22 protein-coding genes and 1 pseudogene are annotated in these 23,393 nt (G+C 67.4%); 7 read left to right on the forward strand and 16 right to left on the reverse strand.

Features of this window, described 5'->3' with window-relative positions:
* The 5 genes from JO059_RS16485 to JO059_RS16505 all read right to left on the reverse strand — a co-directional run.
* On the reverse strand, nt 1–524 hold a 524-nt coding region (locus JO059_RS16485), incomplete at its 3' end, for an acyl-CoA dehydrogenase family protein (protein ID WP_293320556.1).
* Nucleotides 521–1,714, reverse strand: coding sequence for an acyl-CoA dehydrogenase family protein (locus JO059_RS16490; protein WP_293320558.1), 1,194 nt, complete (start codon nt 1,712–1,714; stop codon nt 521–523). The genes JO059_RS16485 and JO059_RS16490, both read right to left, overlap by 4 nt.
* Nucleotides 1,711–2,496, reverse strand: a complete 786-nt coding sequence (locus tag JO059_RS16495) for an SDR family oxidoreductase (protein ID WP_293320560.1) — start codon at nt 2,494–2,496, stop codon at nt 1,711–1,713. The genes JO059_RS16490 and JO059_RS16495 overlap by 4 nt, the downstream gene beginning before the upstream one ends.
* A 147-nt stretch (nt 2,497–2,643) precedes the next feature.
* Nucleotides 2,644–5,871, reverse strand: coding sequence for a carboxyl transferase domain-containing protein (locus JO059_RS16500; RefSeq protein WP_293320562.1), 3,228 nt, complete (start codon nt 5,869–5,871; stop codon nt 2,644–2,646).
* Nucleotides 5,868–7,343 (reverse strand): AMP-binding protein, encoded by a 1,476-nt coding sequence (locus tag JO059_RS16505; protein ID WP_293320564.1) that lies wholly within the window; start codon nt 7,341–7,343, stop codon nt 5,868–5,870. Before JO059_RS16505 ends, JO059_RS16500 begins: the two co-directional genes overlap by 4 nt.
* Nucleotides 7,344–7,381: 38 nt before the next feature.
* Between JO059_RS16505 and JO059_RS16510 the strand changes: the two are divergent.
* Nucleotides 7,382–7,848 (forward strand): annotated as a pseudogene (locus JO059_RS16510) (acyl-CoA thioesterase domain-containing protein).
* Nucleotides 7,849–7,863: 15 nt separating this feature from the next.
* Here JO059_RS16510 and JO059_RS16515 read toward each other — a convergent pair.
* From JO059_RS16515 to dapB, 5 genes are all read right to left on the reverse strand, one after another.
* The gene (locus JO059_RS16515) at nt 7,864–8,721 is read right to left on the reverse strand and encodes an LLM class F420-dependent oxidoreductase (protein ID WP_293320566.1); all 858 of its coding nucleotides are present in this window, start codon (nt 8,719–8,721) and stop codon (nt 7,864–7,866) included.
* Between the two features lie 54 nt (nt 8,722–8,775).
* Complete coding sequence (locus JO059_RS16520; protein WP_293320568.1) at nt 8,776–9,228, reverse strand: NAD(P)H-dependent oxidoreductase; 453 nt, start codon at nt 9,226–9,228, stop codon at nt 8,776–8,778.
* Between the two features lie 35 nt (nt 9,229–9,263).
* Entirely contained in the window at nt 9,264–9,833 is a 570-nt protein-coding gene (locus JO059_RS22975) for a hypothetical protein (RefSeq protein WP_366516231.1), read from the reverse strand.
* 63 nt (nt 9,834–9,896) lie between these two features.
* The gene (locus JO059_RS16530; protein ID WP_293320572.1) at nt 9,897–10,373 is read right to left on the reverse strand and encodes a hypothetical protein; all 477 of its coding nucleotides are present in this window, start codon (nt 10,371–10,373) and stop codon (nt 9,897–9,899) included.
* A 7-nt stretch (nt 10,374–10,380) separates the two neighbouring features.
* Entirely contained in the window at nt 10,381–11,115 is a 735-nt protein-coding gene (gene dapB / locus JO059_RS16535; protein ID WP_293320574.1) for a 4-hydroxy-tetrahydrodipicolinate reductase, read from the reverse strand.
* A 175-nt stretch (nt 11,116–11,290) separates the two neighbouring features.
* Between dapB and JO059_RS16540 the strand changes: the two genes are divergently transcribed.
* Complete coding sequence (locus tag JO059_RS16540; protein ID WP_293320576.1) at nt 11,291–12,583, forward strand: EAL domain-containing protein; 1,293 nt, start codon at nt 11,291–11,293, stop codon at nt 12,581–12,583.
* A 113-nt stretch (nt 12,584–12,696) separates the two neighbouring features.
* On the opposite strand, the gene JO059_RS16545 is transcribed toward JO059_RS16540, so the two are convergent.
* Both JO059_RS16545 and JO059_RS16550 read right to left on the reverse strand, forming a co-directional pair.
* Entirely contained in the window at nt 12,697–13,785 is a 1,089-nt protein-coding gene (locus JO059_RS16545) for a dihydrodipicolinate reductase (protein ID WP_293320578.1), read from the reverse strand.
* A gap of 17 nt (nt 13,786–13,802) precedes the next feature.
* On the reverse strand, nt 13,803–14,783 hold the full coding sequence (locus JO059_RS16550; protein ID WP_293320580.1) for a Rieske 2Fe-2S domain-containing protein: 981 nt from the start codon (nt 14,781–14,783) through the stop codon (nt 13,803–13,805).
* Between the two features lie 134 nt (nt 14,784–14,917).
* Between JO059_RS16550 and JO059_RS16555 the strand changes: the two genes are divergently transcribed.
* On the forward strand, nt 14,918–15,502 hold the full coding sequence (locus JO059_RS16555; RefSeq protein WP_293320625.1) for a TetR/AcrR family transcriptional regulator: 585 nt from the start codon (nt 14,918–14,920) through the stop codon (nt 15,500–15,502).
* 9 nt (nt 15,503–15,511) lie between these two features.
* Entirely contained in the window at nt 15,512–16,024 is a 513-nt protein-coding gene (locus tag JO059_RS16560; protein WP_293320582.1) for a GNAT family N-acetyltransferase, read from the forward strand.
* Nucleotides 16,025–16,050: 26 nt separating this feature from the next.
* Here the strand turns inward: JO059_RS16560 and JO059_RS16565 are convergent, their stop codons facing one another.
* Nucleotides 16,051–17,817 (reverse strand): SDR family oxidoreductase, encoded by a 1,767-nt coding sequence (locus JO059_RS16565; protein ID WP_293320584.1) that lies wholly within the window; start codon nt 17,815–17,817, stop codon nt 16,051–16,053.
* 223 nt (nt 17,818–18,040) lie between these two features.
* On the opposite strand from JO059_RS16565, the gene JO059_RS16570 reads away from it, so the two are divergent.
* Together JO059_RS16570 and JO059_RS16575 are read left to right on the forward strand one after the other, a co-directional pair.
* Nucleotides 18,041–18,349: a metalloregulator ArsR/SmtB family transcription factor gene (locus JO059_RS16570; protein ID WP_293320586.1), complete on the forward strand. Its 309-nt coding sequence runs from the start codon at nt 18,041–18,043 to the stop codon at nt 18,347–18,349.
* Complete coding sequence (locus tag JO059_RS16575) at nt 18,346–19,173, forward strand: VOC family protein (RefSeq protein ID WP_293320588.1); 828 nt, start codon at nt 18,346–18,348, stop codon at nt 19,171–19,173. The genes JO059_RS16570 and JO059_RS16575 overlap by 4 nt, the downstream gene beginning before the upstream one ends.
* 20 nt (nt 19,174–19,193) lie before the next feature.
* Here JO059_RS16575 and JO059_RS16580 read toward each other — a convergent pair whose 3' ends face one another.
* Nucleotides 19,194–20,660 (reverse strand): NAD(P)/FAD-dependent oxidoreductase, encoded by a 1,467-nt coding sequence (locus JO059_RS16580; RefSeq protein ID WP_293320590.1) that lies wholly within the window; start codon nt 20,658–20,660, stop codon nt 19,194–19,196.
* A 7-nt stretch (nt 20,661–20,667) separates the two neighbouring features.
* The gene (locus JO059_RS16585; protein ID WP_293320592.1) at nt 20,668–21,183 is read right to left on the reverse strand and encodes an Lrp/AsnC family transcriptional regulator; all 516 of its coding nucleotides are present in this window, start codon (nt 21,181–21,183) and stop codon (nt 20,668–20,670) included.
* A 68-nt stretch (nt 21,184–21,251) separates the two neighbouring features.
* Between JO059_RS16585 and ald the strand changes: the two genes are divergently transcribed.
* Nucleotides 21,252–22,367, forward strand: coding sequence for an alanine dehydrogenase (gene ald / locus JO059_RS16590; protein WP_293320594.1), 1,116 nt, complete (start codon nt 21,252–21,254; stop codon nt 22,365–22,367).
* Between the two features lie 3 nt (nt 22,368–22,370).
* On the opposite strand, the gene JO059_RS16595 is transcribed toward ald, so the two are convergent.
* The gene (locus tag JO059_RS16595) at nt 22,371–23,393 is read right to left on the reverse strand and encodes a nitronate monooxygenase (protein WP_293320596.1); all 1,023 of its coding nucleotides are present in this window, start codon (nt 23,391–23,393) and stop codon (nt 22,371–22,373) included.

Genomic DNA, 23,393 nt, shown 5'->3' on the forward strand with positions numbered 1-23,393 from the left:
AACTCGATTCCCTGCTCAGCGGCTACCGGCACCACGAGCACGTCCGCCTCGATGGCGCCCGCAACGCTGGTGACCATTCCGGTCAGGCCGTCGGCACCACGGCTCAACCCCGCGACTCGATCGTGCGGCGCGCTTGATAGCGGCACCACCAATGCCGCGGTCAGCTCGCCTTGCGCGAGCGCGGGCACGGTCTGGGAGTCGCCGGCGACCAACAGCGCAACCGTCGCGAGCACCGCACTGGACAGGAACGGCACCGGTGCAACGGCCCGGCCGATCTCCTCCATGACGACCGCGGCCTCGCGAGCGCCCGCGCCGGCCCCGCCGAGCGACTCCGGCACCAGCAGCCCGGCGACTCCCAGTTCGACTGCCAACGTCTGCCAGACACCTGAGAAACCGTGTGGCACCGGGTCATAGGCTCGGGCAACCGTTTCCAGCGGGCAGCGGTCGGCGAACAGGTGACGAACGCTGGCCCGCAGTGCCTCCTCGGTGTCGGAGTACAACAAGTCGCTCGCCGGGCTACTCACTTGTCCAGGTCCTTCCACGCGATGTCCTTGTCCACGCGGTGTTCGCCCGGGAGCCCGAGAATCCGCTCGGAGATCGTGTTGCGCAATATCTCCGAAGTACCGCCCTCGATCGAGTTGCCGCGCGCGCGCAAGTACCGGTAACCGGGCTCGCGACCGATCAGGTCGACGACTTCCGTCCTGCGCATCGTCCAGTCGTCGTAGTGCAGCCCGGACTCGGTGTGCAGCTCGATGTCGAAGCCCGAAATGGCTTGCGCCAGCCTGGCGAAGGCCACCTTCATGCCCGCGCCCTCCGGTCCGGGCTGACCGGTGCTGGCCTGTTGCCGGAGCCGTTCGCCGGCCAGCCGCAAGACCTCCGCGTCGACCCACAGCCGCATCAGCTCGTCGTGCATGGCGGGATTGCGCAGCGCCGGCTCGGCGCGCCAGGCTTCGGTGAGCTTGCCGATCATCCCGCCCTCTCGGGGCGTTCCCGCGCGGGTTCCGATGGCGACGCGCTCGTTGTTGAGCGTGGTGGTGGCGACGCGCCAGCCCCCTCCTTCGGGACCAAGCCGGTTGGCGTCGGGTACCCGGACGTCCGTGAGGAACACCTCGTTGAACTCCGCCTCGCCGGTGATCTGGCGCAGCGGTCGGACTTCCACGCCGGGCTGCGTCAGGTCGCACAAGAAGTAGGTCAGCCCGGCGTGCTTGGGCACGGCAGGGTCGGTGCGGGCGACCAGAATCGCCATCTGGGCGTGCTGGGCCATCGACGTCCACACCTTCTGGCCGTTGACAATCCAGTCGTCCCCGTCGCGGACGGCGCGGGTGGCCAGGCCGCCAAGATCCGATCCCGCGCCCGGCTCGCTGAACAACTGGCAGTAGATTTGCTCACCAGTAAACAACGGCCGCAGGAACTTTCGCTTCTGCTCGTCGGTTCCGAACGCGGCGATCGTGGGAGCGGCCATGCCCATCCCGATGAAGTTCTTGGAGGTTCCGCCCACCGGTGCACCCGCGGCGGATAGCTCGGCGTCGACGAACTCCTGGGCTTTGCGCGGCAGGCCCAATCCGCCGAAACCTTGCGGCAGGTACACCCAGGCCAGTCCCGAATCATATTGGGCGCCAAGGAATTCTCGCGGCGGAGTGGTGGCGGGGTCGTGCTCCTCGAGTAGCGTCCGGACCCGCGCCTTCAGGTCGGCCGTGACGGCCTCGGCGCTCACCGCTGCTTGTCCGTCGGCAGCGACTGGAACCCCTGCGCCGGGCCGAGCAGCATACCGCCGTCGATCACCATGGTCTCGCCGGTGATCCAGCTCGCCGCGTCCGAGACCAGGAAGGCGACCGCGCCCGCCACGTCGGCCGGCTCGCCGATGCGCCCCAGCGCGACCGTCGCCGCCAGCGGGTCCTCGTGGTTCTTCCACAGCGCCTCGGCCAGCCTGGTGCGCACCACGCCCGGGCAGATGGCGTTGACCCGGATGCGCGGCGAAAGTTCCAGTGCCAGTTGCTTGGTGACGTGGATCAGGGCGGCCTTGGTGGCGTTGTACATGCCCATCGCCGGCGATTGATGCATGCCACCGATGGAAGCGGTGTTGACGATCGCGCCGCCATGCTCGCCCATCCATGACTTCACGACGAGCGAGGTCCACAGCAACGGGGCCCACAGGTTGACGTCGAAGATCTTGCTGAACCGGGCGTGATCCTGATCGATCAGCGGGCCGTACGCCGGGTTGGTTCCCGCGTTGTTGACCAGGATGTCGACGCTGCCGAAGCGCTCCAGCGTAAGGTCCACGCACCGCCTCGCGGCGTCCTCGTCGACCGCGTGCGCGCCGACGCCGAGGGCCTGGTCACCGACTTGTGCCGCGGCCGCCTCGGCCGCCTCCTGCTTGCGGGCGGTGAGCACCACGTTGGCGCCGGCGGCCGCCAGTTGCTGCGCGATCGCGAGCCCGATTCCGCGCGAGGCGCCGGTCACGATTGCGGCGCGGCCGGTCAAATCCATCGATGTCATAGGGGTGGGCCTTCCGGAGGGTTGTGCACGCGGGTACGCGTATGCGACGCGCATGCTAGTGAAATTAACCCTCATGAGACCGGTGCCGATGGCCGGGGTTCGGCTGCGGTTCCGGCCCAGGACCGACCCAGGACAAGCCTTCGACTCTCAACCCCTCCCGAGCCGCGTTATCCAGGCCCGCGACTCAGCGGGGTCGATGACATCGTCCAACTCGAAGGTGGTGGCCGACCGGAGTGCCTTGCCATGCTCGTAGGCGGCCGCCACCAGCTTGTCGAACAGCTCCTGGCGCTCCGCCGGATCGGCGACCGCGGCGAGCTCTTTGCTGAACCCGAGTCGCACCGCGCCTTCCAGTCCCATGCCGCCGATCTCCCCGGTTGGCCAGGCAACCGTGAACTGACAAGCGCGAAAAGAGCCTCCGGCCATTGCCATTGCGCCGAGCCCGTAACCCTTCCGCAAGATGATCATTCCCAGCGGCACCGTCAACCTCGCGCCCAGGATGAACATCCGGCCGAATCGGCGGACCGCGGCCTCCTTCTCTGCCTCCGGCCCGATCATGAATCCCGGTGTGTCGCAGAGCGAGATCACGGGCAGCCGGAACGATTCGCACATCGCGAGAAAGTCAGCGGCCTTGTCGGCCGCCTCGGCATCGATCGCGCCGCCGAGGTGGTGAGTGGTGTTCGCTATCAGCCCGTACGCGACGCCCTCGACGCGAACCAGCGCGGTGACGATCCCGACCCCGTAGTCGGGTCGCAGGTGAAGGGCGGAACCGACGTCGACGATCGCTTCGATAGCGTGGTGCACGTCGTAGGCCCGTAACCGGTTCTCGGGCACCACGTGTCGCGCCAGCCGCGGGTCGGGCGCCTCCCAGTCATCGAGCTTGCCCTGGAAATACGACAAGTATTTCTTCGCGAGCGACACCGCATGCGCCTCGTCGCGGGCGACCAGGCTCACCACCCCGTTGTCCCGCTGGACATCGATCGGTCCGATCGCCTCCGGCGGGTATGTCCCCAGTCCGCCGCCCTCGATCATCGCCGGCCCGCCCATCCCGATGTTGGCGTCCGGTGTCGCGATGATCACGTCGCATACCCCGGCGAGGGCGGCGTTGCCGGCGAAGCACCGTCCGGACACGATCGACACCAGCGGCACCCGGCCGCTCAGGCCGGCCAGCATCCGAAACGTCGGCACGTCCAGCCCGGCGGCGCCGCCGACGTCGGTGTCCCCGGGCCGGCCGCCGCCTCCCTCGGCGAACAGCACCACCGGCAACCTTTTTCGGGCGGCCAGCTCAAACACGCGGTCGGTCTTGGCATGATTGCGCATGCCCTGCGTTCCGGCCAGCACGGTGTAGTCGTAGGACACGACGACCGCCTCGGCCGCCGCTCGCCCGAATCGGTCCGCGCCGATCGTGGCCAGGCCGGCGACCAGGCCGTCGGCGGGGGTGTTGGCGATCAGGTCGGCTTCCGAGCGTCGGCTGCGCTGCGCGGCAACGGCGAGCGCACCGTATTCGACGAAGCTGCCGGCATCGACCAGATCGGCGATGTTCTCCCGCGCGGTGCGGCGTCCCTGAGCGTGACGCTTGGCGACGGCGGCCGGGCGCCCCTCGTCGAGGGTGCTCAGATGCCGCGCCCGCACCTCATCCAGATCGGCGCGGGATCGGTCGAGATCGACTGCAGACGTGGACGTGTGGTCATCGGCCGCGGCGGCCGAACGGGCGAAGACCAGCAATGGATCTCCGGTCCCGACGACCTGCCCCGGCGTCACGAAACCGCGGACCGTGCGCAGCGAGCCGGGTGCGGTGAGTACGTGTTGCATCTTCATCGCCTCGAGGACGATCAGTTGGTCACCGGCAGCGAACTCGACGCCTTCGGCCGCCACCTCCACCACGGTGCCGGCCAATGGCGCGCGCAGCACCTCCTCGCCCGGGTAGAGCTCGACCGCCGCGACGCGAATCTCGGGGTGGCGGGACGACACCGCGGCCGCCAACTCGGGAAGCTTCGCGTCGAGGAAGTCCGTCGTCACCCAGCCCGACTGGATTCGATTGTCCGCCAACAGCTCTCGCAGTAACGCGAGGTTCGTCCGAACGCCCTCGACGCCGAATTCCCCCAGCGCCGTCCGAGACTTACGAACCGCTGCCTGCAGAGACTTTCCGTGCACGCGGGTGACGACCTTGGCCAGCAGAGAGTCGTACCGCGGGCCGAGGACCAGGCCCGGCCGCCCGTGCGTGTCGACGCGCACCCCGGGACCGCTCGGGGGCGAAAACACCGACAGGGTGCCCGTCGAAGGGTCGACCGACCCGTCGGCGGCAAGCGTCTCCGCATTCACCCGGGCCTGCACGGCGATTCCGCGTCGCGCGGCCGGCTCACCGATGACTTCGCTTCCGTCCGAGGCGATCCCCGCCGGCAACCCCAGCTCGTAGAACGACGCCCCGCCCGCGATGGCCAGCTGGACGGCCACCAGATCCACGCCGGTGGTCTCCTCGGTGACTGTGTGCTCCACCTGAATGCGTGGGTTGATTTCGAGGAAGAAGAATTTCTCTCCGGTGACCAGGAATTCGACGGTCGCCAGACCGCGCAACCCGACCCGGGCGCACAGCCGCGCCGACGCCTCGTGCAACGCTCGCCGCAATGCGTCCGAAACCCCTTGGGCCGGCGCGATTTCGAGCAGCTTCTGGTAGCGCCGCTGAATGCTGCAGTCACGGTCGCCGAGAGCCAGCGCACGCGTCTGCTGCCCGGCCCGCGCGGCCACGATCTGGACCTCAATGTGCCGCGCGGCGCCAAGGCAAACCTCGGCGAACACCGCCGGATCACCGAACGCCAGCCGCGCCTCTGCGGCGCACTGTTGGTAGGCCATGTCGACCTGCTGGGCGCTGTGCACCTTCCGCATTCCCCGGCCCCCGCCACCGGCGAGGGCCTTGATCATGATCGCGCCGGCTTGGGCGACCGAGAAGGCGCGCACCTCTTCGAGGCTGCTCGGCCCTTCCGTAGCGGGCAGCACGGGAAGCCCTGCGGCGAGGGCCGCACGGCGAGCCGCCGATTTGTCACCGACCAGTGCGATCACGTCGGCTTCCGGCCCCACGAACGTCAAGCCGGCGTCCGCCGCGGCGCGCGCGAACTCGGCATTCTCACTGAGAAACCCGTAGCCGGGATGAATCAGCTCGGCGCCCGACCGCTTCGCCGCCGCCAACATCGCGGACTGGTCCAGATAGGCCTGCGGACCGGTTCCGGAAAGGCCGATCGCCTCGTCGGCGGCATGCACGTGTGGACTGTCGGCGTCGTCTTCGGCGTAGACGGCTACCGTTCGGATAGCCAATTCCGTTGCGGTCCGGATGATTCGGAGCGCGATCTCGCCGCGGTTGGCTATCAGCAGGGTCGCGCTCACCGGAGCGGGTCACCCCATTGGACCTGCTCACGCAGCTTCCCCTTGAGCAGTTTGCCGCCGGCGTTGCGCGGCAACGGCTCCGCCACCACCGCGATGTATTGCGGCACTTTGAAGTCCGCCAGCCGTTCTCGGCAGTGCTCGAGCACGGCGCGCACGTCGATGGATTCGCCGGCACCGACGAGGACCGCACCGACCTTTTCTCCCATCACGTCGTCGGGGACCGCCAGCACGCAGGCATCCGCGACATCGGGTGCGGCCAGCAGCACGGCTTCGACCTCGACGCTGGACACATTCTCGCCGCCCCGGTTGATGGTGTCCTTCAGTCGGTCGACGATGTGGACCCGGCCGGCGTCGTCGACCCTGACGACGTCGCCGGTGTGTAGCCAACCGTCCGCGAAAGCGGCGGAATCGGCCTCGGGCCGATTCCAGTAGCCGGCTGTCACATTCGCGCCCCGAGCGAGCAACTCGCCAACGCCCATCTCGTCGCCGCGCAGCGGGGCTATCGCCAGATCGACCGAGGGAACCGCGTATCCCACCGAGTCGGCGTGGTCGACCGCGTCGCGGTCGGGCAGCACGGTCATCAGCGAGGCCGTTTCGGTCATCCCGTAGCCGTTGAAGACCATGGCGCGCGGAAAAGCTTCTTTGACCGACCGCACCAACGACGGCGCGATCGGCGCGCCGCCGTAGGCCACCCAGCGGACGCCCGAAACGTCCGCCCCGGCAAACTCCTTGTGCCGCAATAACAACGAGTAGACGGCCGGAACAGTCACCATGTTCGAGATGCGCTCGGCCGTCAGCGCGGCGATCAACTCGTCGAGGTCGAGTGCGGGCATGATCACCGATGCTCCCCCGAGACGGGCAGCCACCAAAAGCTGTGAGTTGCAACCCGTCACGTGAAACAGCGGAACCGAGATGAGCGTGCGCATGTCCTCGCCGAGATCCCTCGGCACGCCCTTGGGGTGACCGGTGGTGCCCGAGGTGTAGAAAAGGGCGGCCGCGTCGGCGCGGTCGAGCTGTTCCGTCACGTACGGGCGGCCGTCGGGCAGCGGCACACCCGGCGCCAGGTCCACCCGCACACCCGAGTCGGTCAGAACGTACTCGACCTCCGGTTGCGCGGAGCGCGTATTGACCGCCACCACAACGCCGCCGGCCATCACGGTACCCCAGAACGCCAGCACCCAATCGATTCCGGCCGGGTAGCGCACGGCGACCCGGTCCCCCGGTCGCACGCCGGCCGCGACCAGCCCACCGGCGACCCGCGAGGCGCGGTCCCACAGCTGCCCGTAGGTCAATCTGTCGGCGCCCAGCTCGACGACGGCCTCGCTGTCGGGGCGATTGCCGACGTGCCCGGCGAGCATCTCCACCAGCGTCGCAGGCAAGTCGTCGTAATGCGGAACGTCATTGGCGTCGCGGGAGACACCCACCGTCGCGAACGGATTGTGGTCGCGCGGAATTTCGATCACTGCAGCCATTGCCCGATCCTGTTATCCGGTGTCCTATCGTGATAGCGGTGATGATCGAGGATCCCGCCATCATGCCGGAGGCGTTCTTCGCTGTCGACGGCGACTCCTACCTACCGGGTGCGATGACGCGAGGCCCGTGGGGCGCGGCGATGGGCGGTCAGATCGTGGGCGGCCTATTGGCCTGGGGGATAGAGCGTTCCGGCATCGAGCCCGACCTGCAGCCCGCGAGAATCACCGTCGACCTGCTGCGCCCGGTCCTGCTGGAGCCGGTGCAGCTCGAGACCTCGGTGCAGCGGGAAGGTCGCCGCATCAAGCTGGTCGACGCGACTACAGCGTCACCGTGAGCCGACTGCCCGACGGGGAGTTCGTCGGCCTGGCCGCCCAGAGCCACTACGGGACGGCCGGTGTGGCCACCGGCGCCGCAACACTTTTCGACCGGCACGGGCCGCTCGGCACCAGCTCGGCGCTGGCTTTGGCCCAGTCGGCCGACGCGTTCCAGCCGTTGTTGAACTAGCCTGCGCGAAGTCCGCTATTTCAGATCGGCGGCGACCCGCTCCAAGGCGGCCAAGTGGTCGTCGACCGTGGCCAGCCCGGCCTTCATGGTGTTCACCGACACGTGCGTGGCACCGGCGGCTTTCCAGGCGGCGATGTCCGCGGCGGCCTTGTCGGGGTCGCCCACCCAGGTGACCCGGCCTTCCATTCCCAGGCTGTCGGCGTCCCGGCCCGCAGCGGCCGCCGCGCGCTGCACCTGCTCACGCGCGTGGTCGAGGCCGGACCCGGGTCCCATCATCGGGAACCAGCCGTCGCCGAGGCACCCGGCGCGTTCGTAGGCGCGATCGGAGGCGGCACCGAACCACACCGGGATCGGGCGCTGGGTGGGCAACGGGGCAAGCCCCGCCCCGGTCACCGTGTGGTACTTGCCCTCGAAGGTGACCGACCGTTGCGTCCACAGCTTCCGCATGAGCTCGACCTGCTCCTCCGAGCGCCTGCCACGGTTGGTGAAGTTCTCGCCGAGCGCCTCGAACTCGACGGCGTTCCAGCCCAGCCCGACGCCGAGCCGGAAGCGGCCGCCGGTGAGCAGGTCGACCTCGGCAGCCTGCTTGGCCACCAACACCGTCTGCCGCTGCGGCAGGATGATGACGCCGGTGACGAGTTCCAGCGAGGTGACCGCGGCCAGGAAGCCGAACATGGCGAACGGCTCATGAAAAGTCGAGTCGATGTCATACGGGCCGTGCCAGCCCGAGTGAACGGTCGGGTCGGCGCCGACGACGTGGTCGTAGGCCAGAATGTGGGTGAACCCGAGTTGTTCGACACCCTGCGCGTACGAACGTACGACTGCGGGGCTGCCGCCAAGCTCGGTCTGCGGAAAAACAACTCCTATGCGCATTCAGCGTTCAACCACTGCGCACGTCAACTGCTTCCCAACAAGTGAGCCGGCTACTCACTCCATCAACTGGGCGGCGACGGTCGCGCCCAGATTCCAGCAGGCCTCCACGTCGGCCTTGCCCGGCTTGCCCAGCACCACAACCGTCTCGGCCACCTGCGCCCAGCCCAGCCCGGTCGTGATGGCCGCGAGACCCCGCTCGGCTCCCTCGACGCCCTCGTTGCCGTGCAGCCACGCGCCGAACGGTCGGCCTCGAGTGCTGTCGAGCAGTTGGTAGTACGCGCAGTCGAACGCGTGCTTCAGCGCGCCCGAAATGTAGCCAAGATTCGCGGGGGTGCCCAGGAGGTAACCGTCAGCCTCGAGCATCTCGACCGGCGACACGGTGAGCGCCGGTCGGCGCACGACCTCGACGCCCTCGATCTCGGGGTCCGTGGCCCCGGCGACGACGCCCTCGAACATCTCCTGACAGTGCGGCGACGGCGTGTGGTGGACGATCAGCAGACGGGCCACTAGCTGGCTCTCACCTCCTCGGGTGCGCTCGCCGATCAGGTGTGGACGATCCAGCCGGCTTCGGTGTAGGGAGCGAGTTGCTCCGGATCGTTGATCGTGATGTACAGGTCGCCTCCCGTCGGCATAGCGAAGCCGACGAATCCGTGTGCGGTCTGCCCGTCGTGAAGGCCGCCCGATTGCAGCGGGGGCATCTTGTGGAGCCTCTGGTAGTCGACCGCAAGCGTTGACGGCTGGGGCGCGTCGTCGGGATGGGTCCATGGCTGATTGCCGCCGCCGTATGCGGCGAATATGTAGCGCTGGTCGTACTCGAAGAATCGGTGGGACGTCCCGGTGATAGTCAGTTCCACCACGTTGCATGAGGAGCCATACGTCGGACTCGCAAAATGAGAGGCGCACCCGGGCGGTAACCACGTTGCACTGTTGACAGTGATGTCGGCGGTCGCGCCGCCGGCCGCCCGCGCATGCACCGGCACGCCCATCTGACCGATCGGGAACGGTGAACTCTCGGATGGGGGGTCCGCCGAACCGGTGGGACACGAGCATGCGGCGATGACTAAGGCGACCGCGGCGACCGCGGCTGCGGCGATTACGGATCCCGCGCGCACCCCGCCAGGCTACCCGCAGCGCTGCCCGCGAAAAACGCGGACGCTCTGATGCCTATGAGCTGCTCACCGGCCGGCCTGCTGTTCTTGTAGTTTCAGGGCCGTCCCCATTGCTGCCCGCGCGCGGCGTCGGTCCCCCGCATAGTCGTAGGCCCGGGCCAGCCGGTACCAGCGCCGCCAGTCGTCGGGGTCGCCTTCCACCTCGGTGCGCACGGTGGCGAATAGGGCGTCGGCCGCGCCTCGCTCGATGCGGCCCGATGGCCGCCTCGGCAGCGCGCTGATGTCGAGTTCCATTCCGTCCGCTGCGATCAGGCGCGCCAGCCTCTGGTGGGCGAATCCGGCCCGCAGGGTGGCGATCATGGCCCACAACCCGATGAGGGGCATGATCACCAACGCCAGCCCGAGGCCCACCTCGGCGGCGCGTCCCGAGGCGATCATCGCGAATGCCAGCCGCCCCAAGAACACGAAGTACGCCAGCATGGCCGCGCACATGAAGGCGATGAGCAGTTGGACCCGCAGAGCGCGCGTGCCTTCGGTGCTCATTGCACATTCATTGCAGGTTGAGCAGCGGCTCGAGGCCCACCGTGAGGCCCGGGCGCTCCCGGATGCACCGCACCGCCCGCAGCACGCCCGGCACAAAGGAGGTCCGATCCAGGCTGTCGTGCCGGATCGTCAGCGTCTCGCCTTCCGTCCCGAAGAGCACCTCCTGATGGGCGACCAACCCGGCCAGCCGCACCGAGTGCACCGGGATGCCTTCCACGTCGGCGCCGCGGGCGCCGGGCAGGCTGGTGCTGGTGGCATCGGGATTGGGCGGCAAGCCTTTTCGGGCTTCGGCGATGAGCTTGGCGGTCCGCCCCGCGGTGCCCGACGGGGCATCAGCCTTGTGCGGGTGATGTAGTTCGATCACCTCGGCGGAGTCAAAGAAGGGCGCCGCCTGCTTGGCGAAATGCATCGACAGCACGGCACCGATCGCGAAGTTGGGCGCGATGAGCACGCCGGTGTCCTTGCCGGCCAGCCAGGACGCCACCTGTTCCAGGCGCTCGCCGGTGAAGCCGGTGGTGCCCACGACGGCGTGAATCCCATTGTCGACGAGGAACTTCAGATTGCCCATCACCACGTCGGGGTGGGTGAAGTCGATGACGACTTCGGTGCCTGAGTCGGTGAGCAGGCTCAGTGCATCACCAGCGTCCACCTCCGCGGACAGGGTCAGATCCTCGGCGGCCCGCACGGCCGCCACCATGGTGGACCCGACTTTGCCCTTGGCTCCCAAGACACCAACCTGCATGGCCTTCACCCTAGACCGGGTTGAGCTGGACCCGAGGCACGCCATAGCGAAAACTCGGCCGTGGCATTGATTCTCGGCCCGACCGTGTACACTCCGATAATTGACTGCGCTGATAATTAACCCGCGGGTGTGGAGCTGTCCCGCCACGATCGCAACGAGAGGGCGATGACGAGGCATGCCCGATGTTCCCGCCGCCGACAACGGCCTCGCGCAACCTGACGACGGCTCGATCACCGAAGCGCTTGGCTTGCCGCCGACGCCGTTCTACCAGCCGATCGTGTCGGTGCCCGAGGGGGCAACGGTCGGATACGAAGCCTTGGCCCGATGGCCGAGCCTGGGTTATCCCGACCCGCAGCTGGTGTTCGAGGTTGCGAGCAGCGAACCCGCGATTCTGGCAGAGCTCGACCAGCGATGCATTACCGGCGCGCTGGACACTTTCCTGCAATCCGGCCGTGGAGCGGGGGCGCTGCTGTTCGTCAACACCCACCCGTCCTGCGACTTCCCGAGCGAGGCCGTCGACGCGAGGGCCGAGCGGCTCACCGAACGCCGGCTCCGTCTGGTGTTCGAGCTGACCGAGCGCCACCTGCTGGACCGTCCTCCCACGCTGATGAAGAAAATCGATGCAATACGCCAGCGCGGCTGGGCGATTGCGTTCGACGACGTGGGTGCGGACTCGGCCGCTTTGCCACTGCTGGACGTCGTCGCACCCGAAGTCATCAAACTGGACATGCGGCTGGTGCAGTCGGTACCGGGAGTGTCCGCATCGCAGGTGATGCCGGCGGTGCTGAAATACCGCGAAGGTACTGAAGCGGTCATCGTCGCGGAGGGCGTGGAGACAAGTTCTCAGTACAACCGCGCGCTTGCGTGGGGCGCGACCCTTGCTCAAGGACACCGGTTCGGACCGCCGGTTCCGTTGTCGACATTGCCATTGATGCTCTGGAGCGACTTCGAAGTACCGGCACACCAACGTGTCAGACCGCCGCGGGCCAGGAATTCGCCGTTCAACGTGTTGTTTGCGGCGGGGGCCAAACCGCAGCCGGCAGCTTTGTCAACGATTCAATCGCTGGCTCGTCACATCCGGATCATCGCCACCCTTCCGGAAAACCCCTCGATCGTTCTTGTGGTGTTGCCCGACGACGATCTGGTTCGCGTCAACCAGACCGCACTGCTGCGGATGCGCAAGGCGATTACCGCCATACCCTTCTTTGCGATCTACGGTCACGGCCTTCCGGAGGGGTTCGGCGCAATTGGGATACGCACAGTTTCGGTTGCGCCGTCCGACCCGCTGGCAAAAGAGTTGCTTATTCTCGCGCTCGGCCCGCATGCGGCGGCCGCTATCGCAGTACACGGCTTCGGACGCGAGTCCTTGACCAAGGACCGCAGCGAACTCCGATACGTGGTCAGTTACGACCGCGAGCTCATCACGACGATCGTCTGCGACCTGCTGGCCACCGAATCAGCGGCATGATTGACAGTCCCGTGTTCACAGGCACTTCGTGCACTTGGACCCCGGCGCGCGGCAATGACTTTGACCCCCCGGAGCGCCTCTTCAACGAAGACGACGGCGAGGCGCCTTCACGGTTACCGCACGAACCGCCCCGCGAACCCGCGCAGCGGCAGGTCGGCGCTGGTGATGAGCCCCGGCGGCGCCGCGACGATCGACTTGATCGAGTGCAGCGCGGGCATGCCGGTCACGGTCATGCCGATGGAGGCGAAGTTGTCGGGGTTGGACAGGTCGACGCCGGGCTTGGGGAAGATCATGTGCTTGTTGTAGATGCACGGGTCGCCCTTGATCTGAGTGATGTAGCAGCCCTTAATGTTCCAGCTCGGGTCGGTGTGCGGGGTCATCTGCCACTCCAGGTGCGTTTCGACGCGCGGCACGCCGTCGACCATGCCCTGGTACTTGATGTAGTTGCCGCCTAGCGACCCCTTGGGCAGCGTGTACCAGCCGAGGTCGACGTCCTTGGTGCAGGCGCCCAACTCGTAACTGAACTTCACCTCATCCAGGGGCAGGTCGAAGCAGTCGGCCATCATGAGCACGCTGTCGGCGAAGACGCGGGTGTACTTCTCCAGCTTCGACGGGATCTCCGGGTCGTCGACCGGCTGCCCATAACCCACCTCGATCCAGGTGTCCTTGGAATGGTGGCAGGATACGTCGACGGACTCGATGGTGGTGACGTTCTCGATGTCGGAGACGTCGGCCGAGCACACCACCCCGAGGATCTGGTTCAGCCCCGGGTTCATCCCGGTGCCGTAGAACGTCGCGCCGCCCTTTTCGCAGGCCTCGGCCAGCAGCTTGGTCACCGGCTTGCCCGACGGGTGCGGGTGGTTCCTGTCGCGATGCCACCCGGTGATCCAGTCGGCGGTCGTCACGATGTTGATGCCCGCCTCAAGCACTTTGACGTACAGGTCCTCGTCGGGAAACACTCCGTGAAACGTCAGCACGTCCGGCTTGGCGGCGATGATCTCCTCGACGGTGCCGGTCGCGCTCACGCCATTGGGCGCCAGGCCGGCCAGCTCGCCGGCGTCCCTGCCCACCTTCTCCGGCGAATAGCAGTGCAGCCCAACCAGTTCCAAGTCGGGCTGGGTGGCGATCCGCTTGATCATCTCCGAGCCGACGTTTCCGGTGGCCACCTGGAAAACGCGGATCGGTCGAGCGGGTGCATTCATGTAGTTTCAGCCTTTTCCTAGGATGCTGCGTAGAACTGCTTGGCCCACTTGCGGATCGCGGTGAACCCCTGATACTCGTCGGGGGCCAGAGCGGGCGGGTCGGAGTAGCGCTGGTGCTGCCAGATTTCGACGTCCTGCTCGAACTGCCGGATCACTTCCCGTCCGAACTCGGCCGCCTTGCGCTCGGCCCGCGCGGGGTCCCTGCCGGGCGCGCGCCCGATGTAGACCATGAACCGCACATCGGAGGTGGACTCGTCGACGGGCGTTACGGCGGAGATGGTGCGGTTGTCGACCATCCCCCAGCTCTTGGTCACCGCGATGCCCAGGCCGCCGTTGATGGCCTCCACACCGCTGTTGACGTCCTCGATCTTCTGGCCGTCGTCGCCCTCGAACGTGATCGTGAAATCCACGAAGGACACCGCGTCCCCGAAGTCGTGCCGGGTGAACACCGGCACGATCGGCGTGTTGTGCACGAACTTGAAATGCGCGAAGTCCACCCCGTTTTCGAGCACGTATTGCGGATGTAGCTCCAGGCGCGGCCGATACAGCCGCTGCTGTGGGTGGTAATCGTCGGCGGCGCGGCCGTCGTCGAAGGAGGCGAACACGTCGGGCGCGTCGAAGTACGGCTCGCGGCGTTCGACGTCGTGCCAGATGTAGACCGATTCGTTTCGCTCCACCACGGGATAGGTGCGGATCCGTCTCCCGCGGTTGGGCCGGTCCTGGTACGGGATGCAGACGTTGCGTCCCTCCTGGCTCCACTGCCACCCGTGGAACGGGCACTGAAGTATCTCGCCGACGACCTTGCCGCCGTAACCCAGGTGTGCCCCAAGGTGTTCGCAGTAAGCGTCCATCACGGTGAGCCGGCCGGAATCGGCCCGCCAGGCAACCATCTCGGTGTCGAAGTACTTCATCTTGTGCACGTCGCCCGCGCCGATCTCGTCTGACCAGGCGACCTGGAACCATCCCGTCGGCTTCATCGACAACGGCGGCTTAGCCATCGGGCTCTGCCATCTTCAGCGTCCTCCCGAGAGAATCACAGTGCCCTCTATGAAAATGGTAGCCTGGTCGGGTGGCTACCGCAAATGTCGCGGGGCGCCGCCCCAACCGCCGCGGGAACGCGACGCGCGAGAACATGCTCGAGGCCGCGCTGAGGTCGCTCGCGTCCGGCGAGCGAGGCTCGGTGTCGGCCAACCGCATCGCCAAGGACATCGGCGCCACCTGGGGCGCGGTGCAGTACCAGTTCGGCGACGCCGACGGCTTTTGGGCCGCCGTCCTGCACCGCACCGCCGAGCGGCGGGCCGCCACCTTCTCCACGCTGTCGGCGCCGGCACCACCGGACGCGCCGTTGCGGCAGCGTGTGGGCGCCATCGTCGACACCCTTTACCGCGGCTTGGCGTCGCCGGATTCACGCGCGATCGAGAACTTGCGGGCGGCGCTGCCCCGCGAACCCCAAGAGCTCGAACGCCTCTACCCGCGCACCGCCGCCGAGCTGTTCTCCTGGGGCAAGAGCTGGCTTCAGACCTGCCAGAACGCCTTCGCCGGGCTGGGCGTCGACCGTGACCGGGTCCAAGAGATGGCCGCCCTCATCCCCGGAGCGATGCGCGGCCTGGTGTCGGAGCGCCAACTGGGCTCGTACGCCGACCTTGACATGGCCCGGCGGGGCCTGACCAATGCCCTGGCCGCCTATCTTGAGCAATCCCGGTCGGAAAGTCTCTAGCCTTAGCGTGTGACGTCACCAGACATCCGGATCCGCGAGGCGAAGCCGGACGACTACCCCAGCGTCGCGGACATGCACTATCCGGTGTGGCGACAGTCCTGGGCGGGGATACTGGCGCCTCCCTTGCTCGACATACTCGGTTCGGCCAAACGCTGGGTGGCCGAGGTTTACCCGCAAAGTCTCAGTCGCCGCGGATGGCGCATGTGGATGGCAGAATCCGACGGCCGGACGATCGGGGTGAGCATCTTCGGGCCGGACTCCGCCGGTTCCGATGACCTGCTCATCGACGCCCTCTACATCGCCGAGGAAAGTCAACGGCACGGCATCGGTGGCCGCCTGCTGGACGAGATTGCGCGCGCACATCCGGCGGGTGACGTGGTCTTGTGGTGCGCAGAGAAAAACGGCAAAGCCCGCCGCTTCTACGAGAAGAAAAACTTTCGAATCGACGGGCGCACCCTCAATTGGGAGCCGCTGCCCGGCGTGGTCGTGCCGCACGTGGGCTACCGGCTCAGGCGTCGATGACCAGGCAGCCGCCGTTCGCCCGCTCCTCAGGTCTGCCGAATGTCCAAGCGCGCGAACAACCTCAGCGCCGACGGGCTGATGCGCCGCATCGCGTAGCCGATCCTTGACTCGGCGGCGATCGGCAGCACGGGCGGCCCGGTCTTGACTGCCTTGACAATCGCCTTGGCCACCGCCTCCGGTGTGTAGTTGCGCCGCCGGTATGCCGCATCGGCCTTTTCTCGGGCGCGCTCCTGCTGTTCGGCCGTCATCCCGGCGTAGATGGTGCTCTTGGCGATGTTGGTGTTGACGAATCCCGGGCACACCGCTGTCACCGTGATGCCCTCGTCGGCGAGGTCGGCCCTCAGCGATTCGCTGAATCCCAACACCGCGGCCTTCGAGGTGCTGTACGCCACCATGGATTTCGACGGTATGAACGCCGCGGCCGATGCCACGTTGATGATCGTTCCGCCCTCGCCGCGCTCGACCATCTGCGCCCCGAACGCCCGGCTACCGGCGATGACGCCGCGGACGTTGACGCCCATGATGTCGTCCCAATTCGCCGGACTCGTCTCCAGGAAGCGGCCCGCCATCCCGATGCCGGCGTTGTTGACCAGGATGTCGACCACGCCGTCCTCGGAAAGCACCTGTGCGGCAAGGTCGTTCATCGCGGCTTCGTCGCTGACGTCGACCCGGTACACCGCGGCCTCGGCGCACGCCGCGCGAACGGCATCCGCGCTCTCGTTGGCCGCCGCGAGGTCGCGGTCGACGATCACCACCTTGCGGGCGCCGTGACGAGCGAGCTCTACCGCGGTGGCCCGGCCGATGCCCGCCCCGGCCCCGGTGACCAGCGCGAGTTTGCCCCGCACGTCGCGCGGTCCGCCGCCCGCCGCCGACCCGCTGGGGCCGTCCGCCCCGTCGGCGTTGTGATCGACCCAGTCGGCGGTCAGCCGCGCAATGACGTCGGGACGTGACGCGACCACCCAGTGCCCGCCCTCGATCGGAATCACCCTGCCGCGGGCGGGAATCGCGCCGGTGAACCGTTGCAGGGCGGGTGTCACAAAGATATCTTTGCGCGGCACCAGAACCTGCACGGCGACGCGCGTCTGCGGCAGGTGCGGCGACGGCGACAGCATCGGCGCGGGCATGTTCTCCCGATACAGGTTGAGCCCGTTGACGTAGTCACTGATCGACCGCGGAGTCGCGTCGCGCCGGCTGCGGATACTCGAGCGGCCGATGCGTTCAAAGGCCTCAACGAGTTTCACGCCGAGCCGAGAGCGAAACACCAACTCCGGCAGCACGGGGCACAGGAAGAAGCCGATGTACGTCGAGCCCAGCAGCTGTCTTGCCACCTGAGCGACGGCCCTCGGAGTGCGCGCCGACCGCAGGAAGCTCCCCGCGTATTCCAAGTGCGGACCGGAGATCGACGTGAATGAGGCGACTCTGCCCATCACCGAATCTTCGGTGACCGCCGGCCAGGCTTGGATCGAGCCCCAGTCGTGAGCCAGCAGGTGCACCCGCGCGACACCGAGGCTGCCGATCACCGCGTCGACGTCCGCCACCAGCTGGCCGAAGGCGTACCCCGATCGCCTTGCAGGACAGGCTGATTCGCCTGCGCCGCGGACGTCGTAGGCCACGAAGTTATACCGCCCCCCGTAGTGCGCGTCGAGTTCCGCCGCCACACCGTCCCAGACGTGATGGTTGTCGGGCCAGCCGTGAATGGCGAGTATCGTCGGGCGCCCCGGATCGATCTCGGTGTACCGGTGCACCGCCAGCCTGACGCCGTCGGAGGCGGTGATGATGGAAGCGCTGGGCATGGATCAGCGCGACGCGCGCGCGGTGTTCATGGTGTCGAACGCGACGGCCTTGTGCTCGACGGCAGAGGTCGTGGCAGTCACGGGTCGGAAGTATAGCCGCCTTCGGCGAATATGCGAAACCGCGGGTACCGGGTTCTGCCCAACTCCCGAAACTCGTTGACAAATCCAACAACTATTTTCCGAAATATGAGATATTTTGGTTATGGTTAATGACGTCGGACCGATGTTCGAGGCCCTGGCCGATCCGACTCGACGCCACGTTGTGCAACTGCTGAGCAAAGGCCCTCGGCGGGCGGGCGAGATTTCGGACTCGGCAGGAATATCCAGTCCGCGAATGAGCCGGCACCTGCGGTTGCTGCTAGAGGCCGGCATCGTGATCGATGAGCGCTCGCCCGACGACGCGCGGATGCGCGTGTTCCGCCTGCGTCCCGATTCGATCGTCGCGGTCCAGGCGTGGCTCGATCAGGTGCAGGCGCACTGGAGCGAGCAGTTGCATTCGTTCAAGCGCCACGTAGAAGGACGGCAGCCATGAATGCGAGCACGAGTGTTTCGGTATCGGTGCCAGTCGACCCGGCCACCGCATTCAGGGCCTTCACCGAGGAACTCGATCAGTGGTGGGTACGCGGGCCGATCAACTATTTCGATTCGGCGCGCGCGGTCGCCATGCGATGCGAGCCGGGCGTCGGCGGACGGCTCATCGAGGTGTACGACGAGGTGACCGGCGAAGGGCTCGAACTTGGCCGGATCACCGTTTGGGAGCCAGGTGCCCGCCTGGCGTGGAGCAGCGCCGTCGACGACGTCGAGATCGACGTATCCTTCGAGCCGGTCCCTGCCGGCACCGACGTCATCGTGCGCGCCACGATCACCCCGGGCGGGCGCGACCGCGGTGGCACGGCATGGCTGCGGGTGGTGCCGAAGTGGTTCGGGCCCTGGTGCGTTCGCCGCGGGACCGTCGCCGGCCGGCAGCCCGAGCTGGCGCGGTTGGCCGTCGGCCTGTACTACACGAAGCCCGCGACGGCCGCGCGCTGGCTGACGTCGGTCTTCGGGCTGTCCTCCCCCGATCCGCTACCCGACGTTCCCGACCCGTTGCCCGAGGGTGAGCACGGCCATCCCTGGATCGAGTTCCGGGTCGGCAATTGTTCGCTGATGCTGTTCCCGAACACGGACCGGGTGCCCCCCGGCGCGCACGAAACCTGGGTATTCGTCGACGATCTCGAGGCACACCTGCGAAACGCTCGCGCGGGCGGGGCGAGGATCATCCGCAACATCAAGAAGACGGGCTTCCACGCGTATCAGGCCGAAGACCTGGAGGGTCACCGCTGGACCTTCGCCCAGGCCCGACCCCGCCAGCGGTAAGCCCACTGCGGCATGACCTGCTATAGGCGCAACTCGTACTGCCCGCGATCGGTGTTCGCCAGCATGGCGCGATGCTCGGCGGGCGTGAACGGCCAGACCTCCGGGACGCCGTCCTTGTTCAGATACCAGCTGTCGCAGCCGGTGGTCCACACGGTGGCCGGCATCGCCGCTCGCAACCGCGCGTTGTAACGCTCGGCGGCCGACGATTTCGGCTCCGCCGTGTCGAATTCGCCGCGGCGCCAACGCTGGATCCACCGCAGGATGTAATCGGCCTGCGACTCGGCCACCGACGTGAGCGAGTGGTTTCCCACCGGGCTGTGCGGGCCGAGCATCATGAAGAAATTGGGGAAGCCGGGTAATGCGACGGTTTGGTAGGCCCACGGCCCGTCGCGCCACACGTCGTCGACGGCGATGCCGTCCCGGCCGGTCAGCCGCATCGGCCGGAAGAACGCATGCGTGTCGAATCCGGTACACAGCACGACGACGTCCACCTCGTGGAGTTCGCCGTCCTCGGTCACGATGCCTCGCGGCTCCACGTGGTCGATACCGGCGGTCACCAGCTCGACGTCGTCGCGCTGCATCGCGCGATAGAAACCGCCGGACACCACCAGCCGCTTGCACATCGGCTGGTAATCCGGAGTCAACGCGGCACGCAGCTCGCGGTCACGCACTTGACGCAGGCTGGCACGGCACAACGCCGCCATCAGCTTTCGCCGCAGGCCCGGCTTGGTCAGGGCGACCGCGAAGGTATCGAAGGCCGCGCTGTACGCCCGGTAGGCGAACCGAGTGAGCCACGGGATCCGCCGGTGCGTGACCGCGGCGAACCTGGAGTATCGGGGGTTGGGCACCGGCACCACCCATTGGGCGGTGCGCTGGAAAAGCAGTACCCGGCCCGCCACGCCCGCCAAGCCGCAGACGAGCTGCACGCCGGTGGATCCGTTGCCGATCAGCGCGATTCGCCGCCCGCCCAGCTCGACCGAGTGATCCCAGCGCGCTGAGTGAAAAACGCGCCCGTCGAAGTCGGCCAGACCGGCGATCGACGGCGTCCGGGGATCGTGCAGCACGCCGGTCGCCGAGATCAAAAAGTCCACCGTGGATTCTGCTTGCCCCAGGCTGCCGGCATCTGTGCGCAGCACCCAGCGGGCGCCGTCGAATCGCGCGCCGACGACTTCGGTGCTGAACCGGATTCGGTCGCGGAGCCCGAATTGGTCGGCGACCTCACGGAAGTAGGCCTGGATTTCGCCGCCCGGCGCGAAGAAGTGGGTCCAGTTCGGCTTGGTGGCAAAGGTGTACTGGTAGACCCGCGATGGCACGTCGCAGGTCAGTCCGGGATAGGTGTTGTCACGCCACGTGCCGCCCACCTCGTCGGCCTTCTCGTAGATGGTGACATCGGTAATTCCGCTGCCCACCAAAGCGATTGCGACACACAGCCCGGACATGCCCGCTCCGACGATGGCCACCGCCGGATCGCGTGTCGGGTCGTCCATTCGCCGATCATATTGGCGCCGCCCCGCGCAGATGCTCGAAGATCAGCGACGTCTGGGTGCCGGCGACGTCGGCGTCGGCGTTGAGGTTCTCGACCACGAACGAGCGCAGGTCCTCGGTGTCGCGAGCGGCGACGTGCAGGATGAAATCGTCCGCGCCGGCGAGGAAGTAGACGTCCATCACCTGGCGTCGGCGGCGGATCTGCTGGATGAAGTCGCGGATCTTTCCGCGGGCATGTGACTGCAGGCTGACCGCGATCATCGCCTGCAGCGGCAAGCCCACCGCGACCGGGTCGATGTCGGTGTAGAACCCACGGATGACACCGAGGTCCACGAGCCGCCGGACCCGGCCGTGGCACGTCGACGGCGCGATGCCGACACCGTCGGCGAGGGCGTTGTTGGTGATGCGGGCATCGCCATGCAGCAGGGCCAGGATTCCGCGGTCGACCTCGTCGATATCGGCTGGTCGAACATCCTTCGGCGAGTTCGGCACTCGGGGGGCTCCTTGCGTAGTTCTGTCAGGCATAACGCAACTGTATAGAATGATCATCGGGCTAATTGCTTCTACATCGAATTTTCTTCACACTCGAGGGTATGCGCGTCGGCATTCCCACCGAGACCAAGAACAACGAATTCCGGGTTGCCGTCACCCCCGCCGGCGTCGCCGAACTCATCCGCCGCGGCCACGACGTGCTCATCCAGGCCGGTGCCGGAGAGGGTTCCGCCATCCCCGACACGGAGTTCAAGGCCGCGGGTGCCCAGCTGATCGGCACCGCCGAACAGATATGGGCCCAGGCGGACCTGCTGCTCAAGGTGAAGGAACCGGTTCCGCCGGAGTACGGCCTCCTGCGACGCGGCCAGGTCTTGTTCACGTATCTGCACCTGGCCGCTTCGCGCGCCTGCACCGACGCGCTATTGGCTTCCGGCACAACGTCGATCGCCTACGAGACCGTCCAGGCCCCCGACGGGACACTTCCGCTGCTGGCCCCGATGAGCGAGGTCGCGGGCCGGCTCGCCGCGCAGGTCGGGGCCTATCATCTGATGCGGACCCAAGGCGGGCGCGGGGTATTGATGGGCGGGGTGCCGGGCGTCAAGGCGGCCGACGTCGTCGTGGTCGGCGCCGGCACGGCCGGCTACAACGCCGCCCGGATCGCCGGGGGCATGGGCGCATCCGTGATGGTCTTCGACGTCGACATCAACAAGCTTCGGTTGCTCGATGCCGAGTCCGGTGGCCGCATCGGCACCCGCTACTCATCGGCCTACGAGCTGGAGGGCGCCGTCAAGCGTGCCGACCTGGTGATCGGGGCGGTCTTGGTGCCGGGCGCCAAGGCTCCCAAGCTGGTCTCGAATTCGCTTGTCGCACAGATGAAACCCGGCGCGGTGTTGGTGGACATCTCCATCGACCAGGGCGGTTGTTTCGAGGACTCGCGGCCCACGACCCACGATCAGCCCACCTTCGCGGTGCACGACGCGCTCTTCTATTGCGTGGCTAACATGCCCAGCGCAGTGCCGAAGACGTCGACCGTCGCACTGACCAACGCGACGATGCCGTATGTGATCAGACTCGCCGAACAGGGATGGCGAGCGGCCTGCCGGTCGGATTGCGCTCTGGCCAAAGGGCTTTCGACGCATGAGGGCATGCTGCTGTCCGAGCGGGTGGCCGACGGCCTGGAGTTGCCGTTCACCGATCCGTCGCGCGTACTGGCCTGACGATCAGCCGGCGAGATCGGCGACGATGTCGGCCACCGGCGCCGAACGGGCCGCCTGGAAGGACGTCCCTGCCCACAGGGCCATCCCGTTCGGGTCCTCCCAGTCGGCAGCGGCCTCCCGAATCGGCAGCGTCATCTGGTGCACCTCCGGATAGCCCAGCGGGGCAACGTCGTTCAGCAGACGAGTGAACGTGTTCTCCAGGCCGCGCCCGTACCGGCCGGAGAAGGCACGCGAGACGATGGTCCTGCCGTGCAGCGGGTTCTTCATGGCCGTGCGCTGCGCCTTGTTGGTTCCGGCTTCGTCGGACAGCAGCAGCGCGGTCCCCACCTGGGCGGCCACGGCTCCCCTGCGCAGCACGCCGGCGACGTCCGCGGCGGTACCCAGCCCACCCGCCGCGATGATGGGGACATCACGGTGCGCCCGATGGATTCGATCGATCAGCTGGTGCAGCGACTCGGTGCCGGGCTCCATGTCCGGCGCGAACGTGCCGCGGTGGCCGCCGGCGTCAGGGCCCTGCACCACCAGGCTGTCCGCTCCCGCGGCGACGGCAACCCCGGCCTCGTATGCCGATGTCACAGTTACCATCACCAACAGGCCCAGCGCGCTGAGCCGTCGTATGACATCGGGCGAGGGCACGCCGAAGGTGAAGGACACCAGCTCCGGGCGGATATCGGCCACCACCTCGAGCTTGCGTTCCCAGTTGTCGTCGTCTCCATACTCCGGTGTGCCGACCTCGACCTGGTAGTGCTCGGCGACTCCCTCGAGCTCGTTGGCGTAGTAGTCCAACGCCGCCCAGTCGGCGACACTCGGTTGCGGCACAAGCAGGTTGACGCCCAGCGGGCCGGTCGTCAGCGCGCGGGCCGCCGCGATGTCGTCGGCGAACCGCTCCGCACTGAGGTATCCCGCGGGTATGAAGCCGAGGCCACCCGCATTGGAAACCGCCGCGGCCAACTCCGGGGTGCCCGGGCCGCCAGCCATCGGGGCACCCACGATGGGCACCGCGATGTCCCAAAAGCCCAGTACCAT

The organism is Mycobacterium sp. (genome assembly GCF_019247615.1).
Classification (GTDB): domain Bacteria; phylum Actinomycetota; class Actinomycetes; order Mycobacteriales; family Mycobacteriaceae; genus Mycobacterium.

What these genes read in the sequence shown, in the direction of transcription:
- JO059_RS16495 (WP_293320560.1), bottom strand. Translation starts at nt 2,496, where the DNA reads ATGACATCGATGGATTTGACCGGCCGCGCCGCAATCGTGACCGGCGCC.
- JO059_RS16505 (WP_293320564.1), bottom strand. Translation starts at nt 7,343, where the DNA reads ATGGCTGCAGTGATCGAAATTCCGCGCGACCACAATCCGTTCGCGACG.
- JO059_RS16515 (WP_293320566.1), bottom strand. Translation starts at nt 8,721, where the DNA reads ATGCGCATAGGAGTTGTTTTTCCGCAGACCGAGCTTGGCGGCAGCCCC.
- JO059_RS16530 (WP_293320572.1), bottom strand. Translation starts at nt 10,373, where the DNA reads ATGAGCACCGAAGGCACGCGCGCTCTGCGGGTCCAACTGCTCATCGCC.
- dapB (WP_293320574.1), bottom strand. Translation starts at nt 11,115, where the DNA reads ATGCAGGTTGGTGTCTTGGGAGCCAAGGGCAAAGTCGGGTCCACCATG.
- JO059_RS16540 (WP_293320576.1), top strand. Translation starts at nt 11,291, where the DNA reads ATGCCCGATGTTCCCGCCGCCGACAACGGCCTCGCGCAACCTGACGAC.
- JO059_RS16545 (WP_293320578.1), bottom strand. Translation starts at nt 13,785, where the DNA reads ATGAATGCACCCGCTCGACCGATCCGCGTTTTCCAGGTGGCCACCGGA.
- JO059_RS16550 (WP_293320580.1), bottom strand. Translation starts at nt 14,783, where the DNA reads ATGGCTAAGCCGCCGTTGTCGATGAAGCCGACGGGATGGTTCCAGGTC.
- JO059_RS16555 (WP_293320625.1), top strand. Translation starts at nt 14,918, where the DNA reads ATGCTCGAGGCCGCGCTGAGGTCGCTCGCGTCCGGCGAGCGAGGCTCG.
- JO059_RS16565 (WP_293320584.1), bottom strand. Translation starts at nt 17,817, where the DNA reads ATGCCCAGCGCTTCCATCATCACCGCCTCCGACGGCGTCAGGCTGGCG.
- JO059_RS16570 (WP_293320586.1), top strand. Translation starts at nt 18,041, where the DNA reads ATGTTCGAGGCCCTGGCCGATCCGACTCGACGCCACGTTGTGCAACTG.
- JO059_RS16575 (WP_293320588.1), top strand. Translation starts at nt 18,346, where the DNA reads ATGAATGCGAGCACGAGTGTTTCGGTATCGGTGCCAGTCGACCCGGCC.
- JO059_RS16580 (WP_293320590.1), bottom strand. Translation starts at nt 20,660, where the DNA reads ATGGACGACCCGACACGCGATCCGGCGGTGGCCATCGTCGGAGCGGGC.
- JO059_RS16585 (WP_293320592.1), bottom strand. Translation starts at nt 21,183, where the DNA reads ATGCCTGACAGAACTACGCAAGGAGCCCCCCGAGTGCCGAACTCGCCG.
- ald (WP_293320594.1), top strand. Translation starts at nt 21,252, where the DNA reads ATGCGCGTCGGCATTCCCACCGAGACCAAGAACAACGAATTCCGGGTT.
- JO059_RS16595 (WP_293320596.1), bottom strand. Translation starts at nt 23,393, where the DNA reads ATGGTACTGGGCTTTTGGGACATCGCGGTGCCCATCGTGGGTGCCCCG.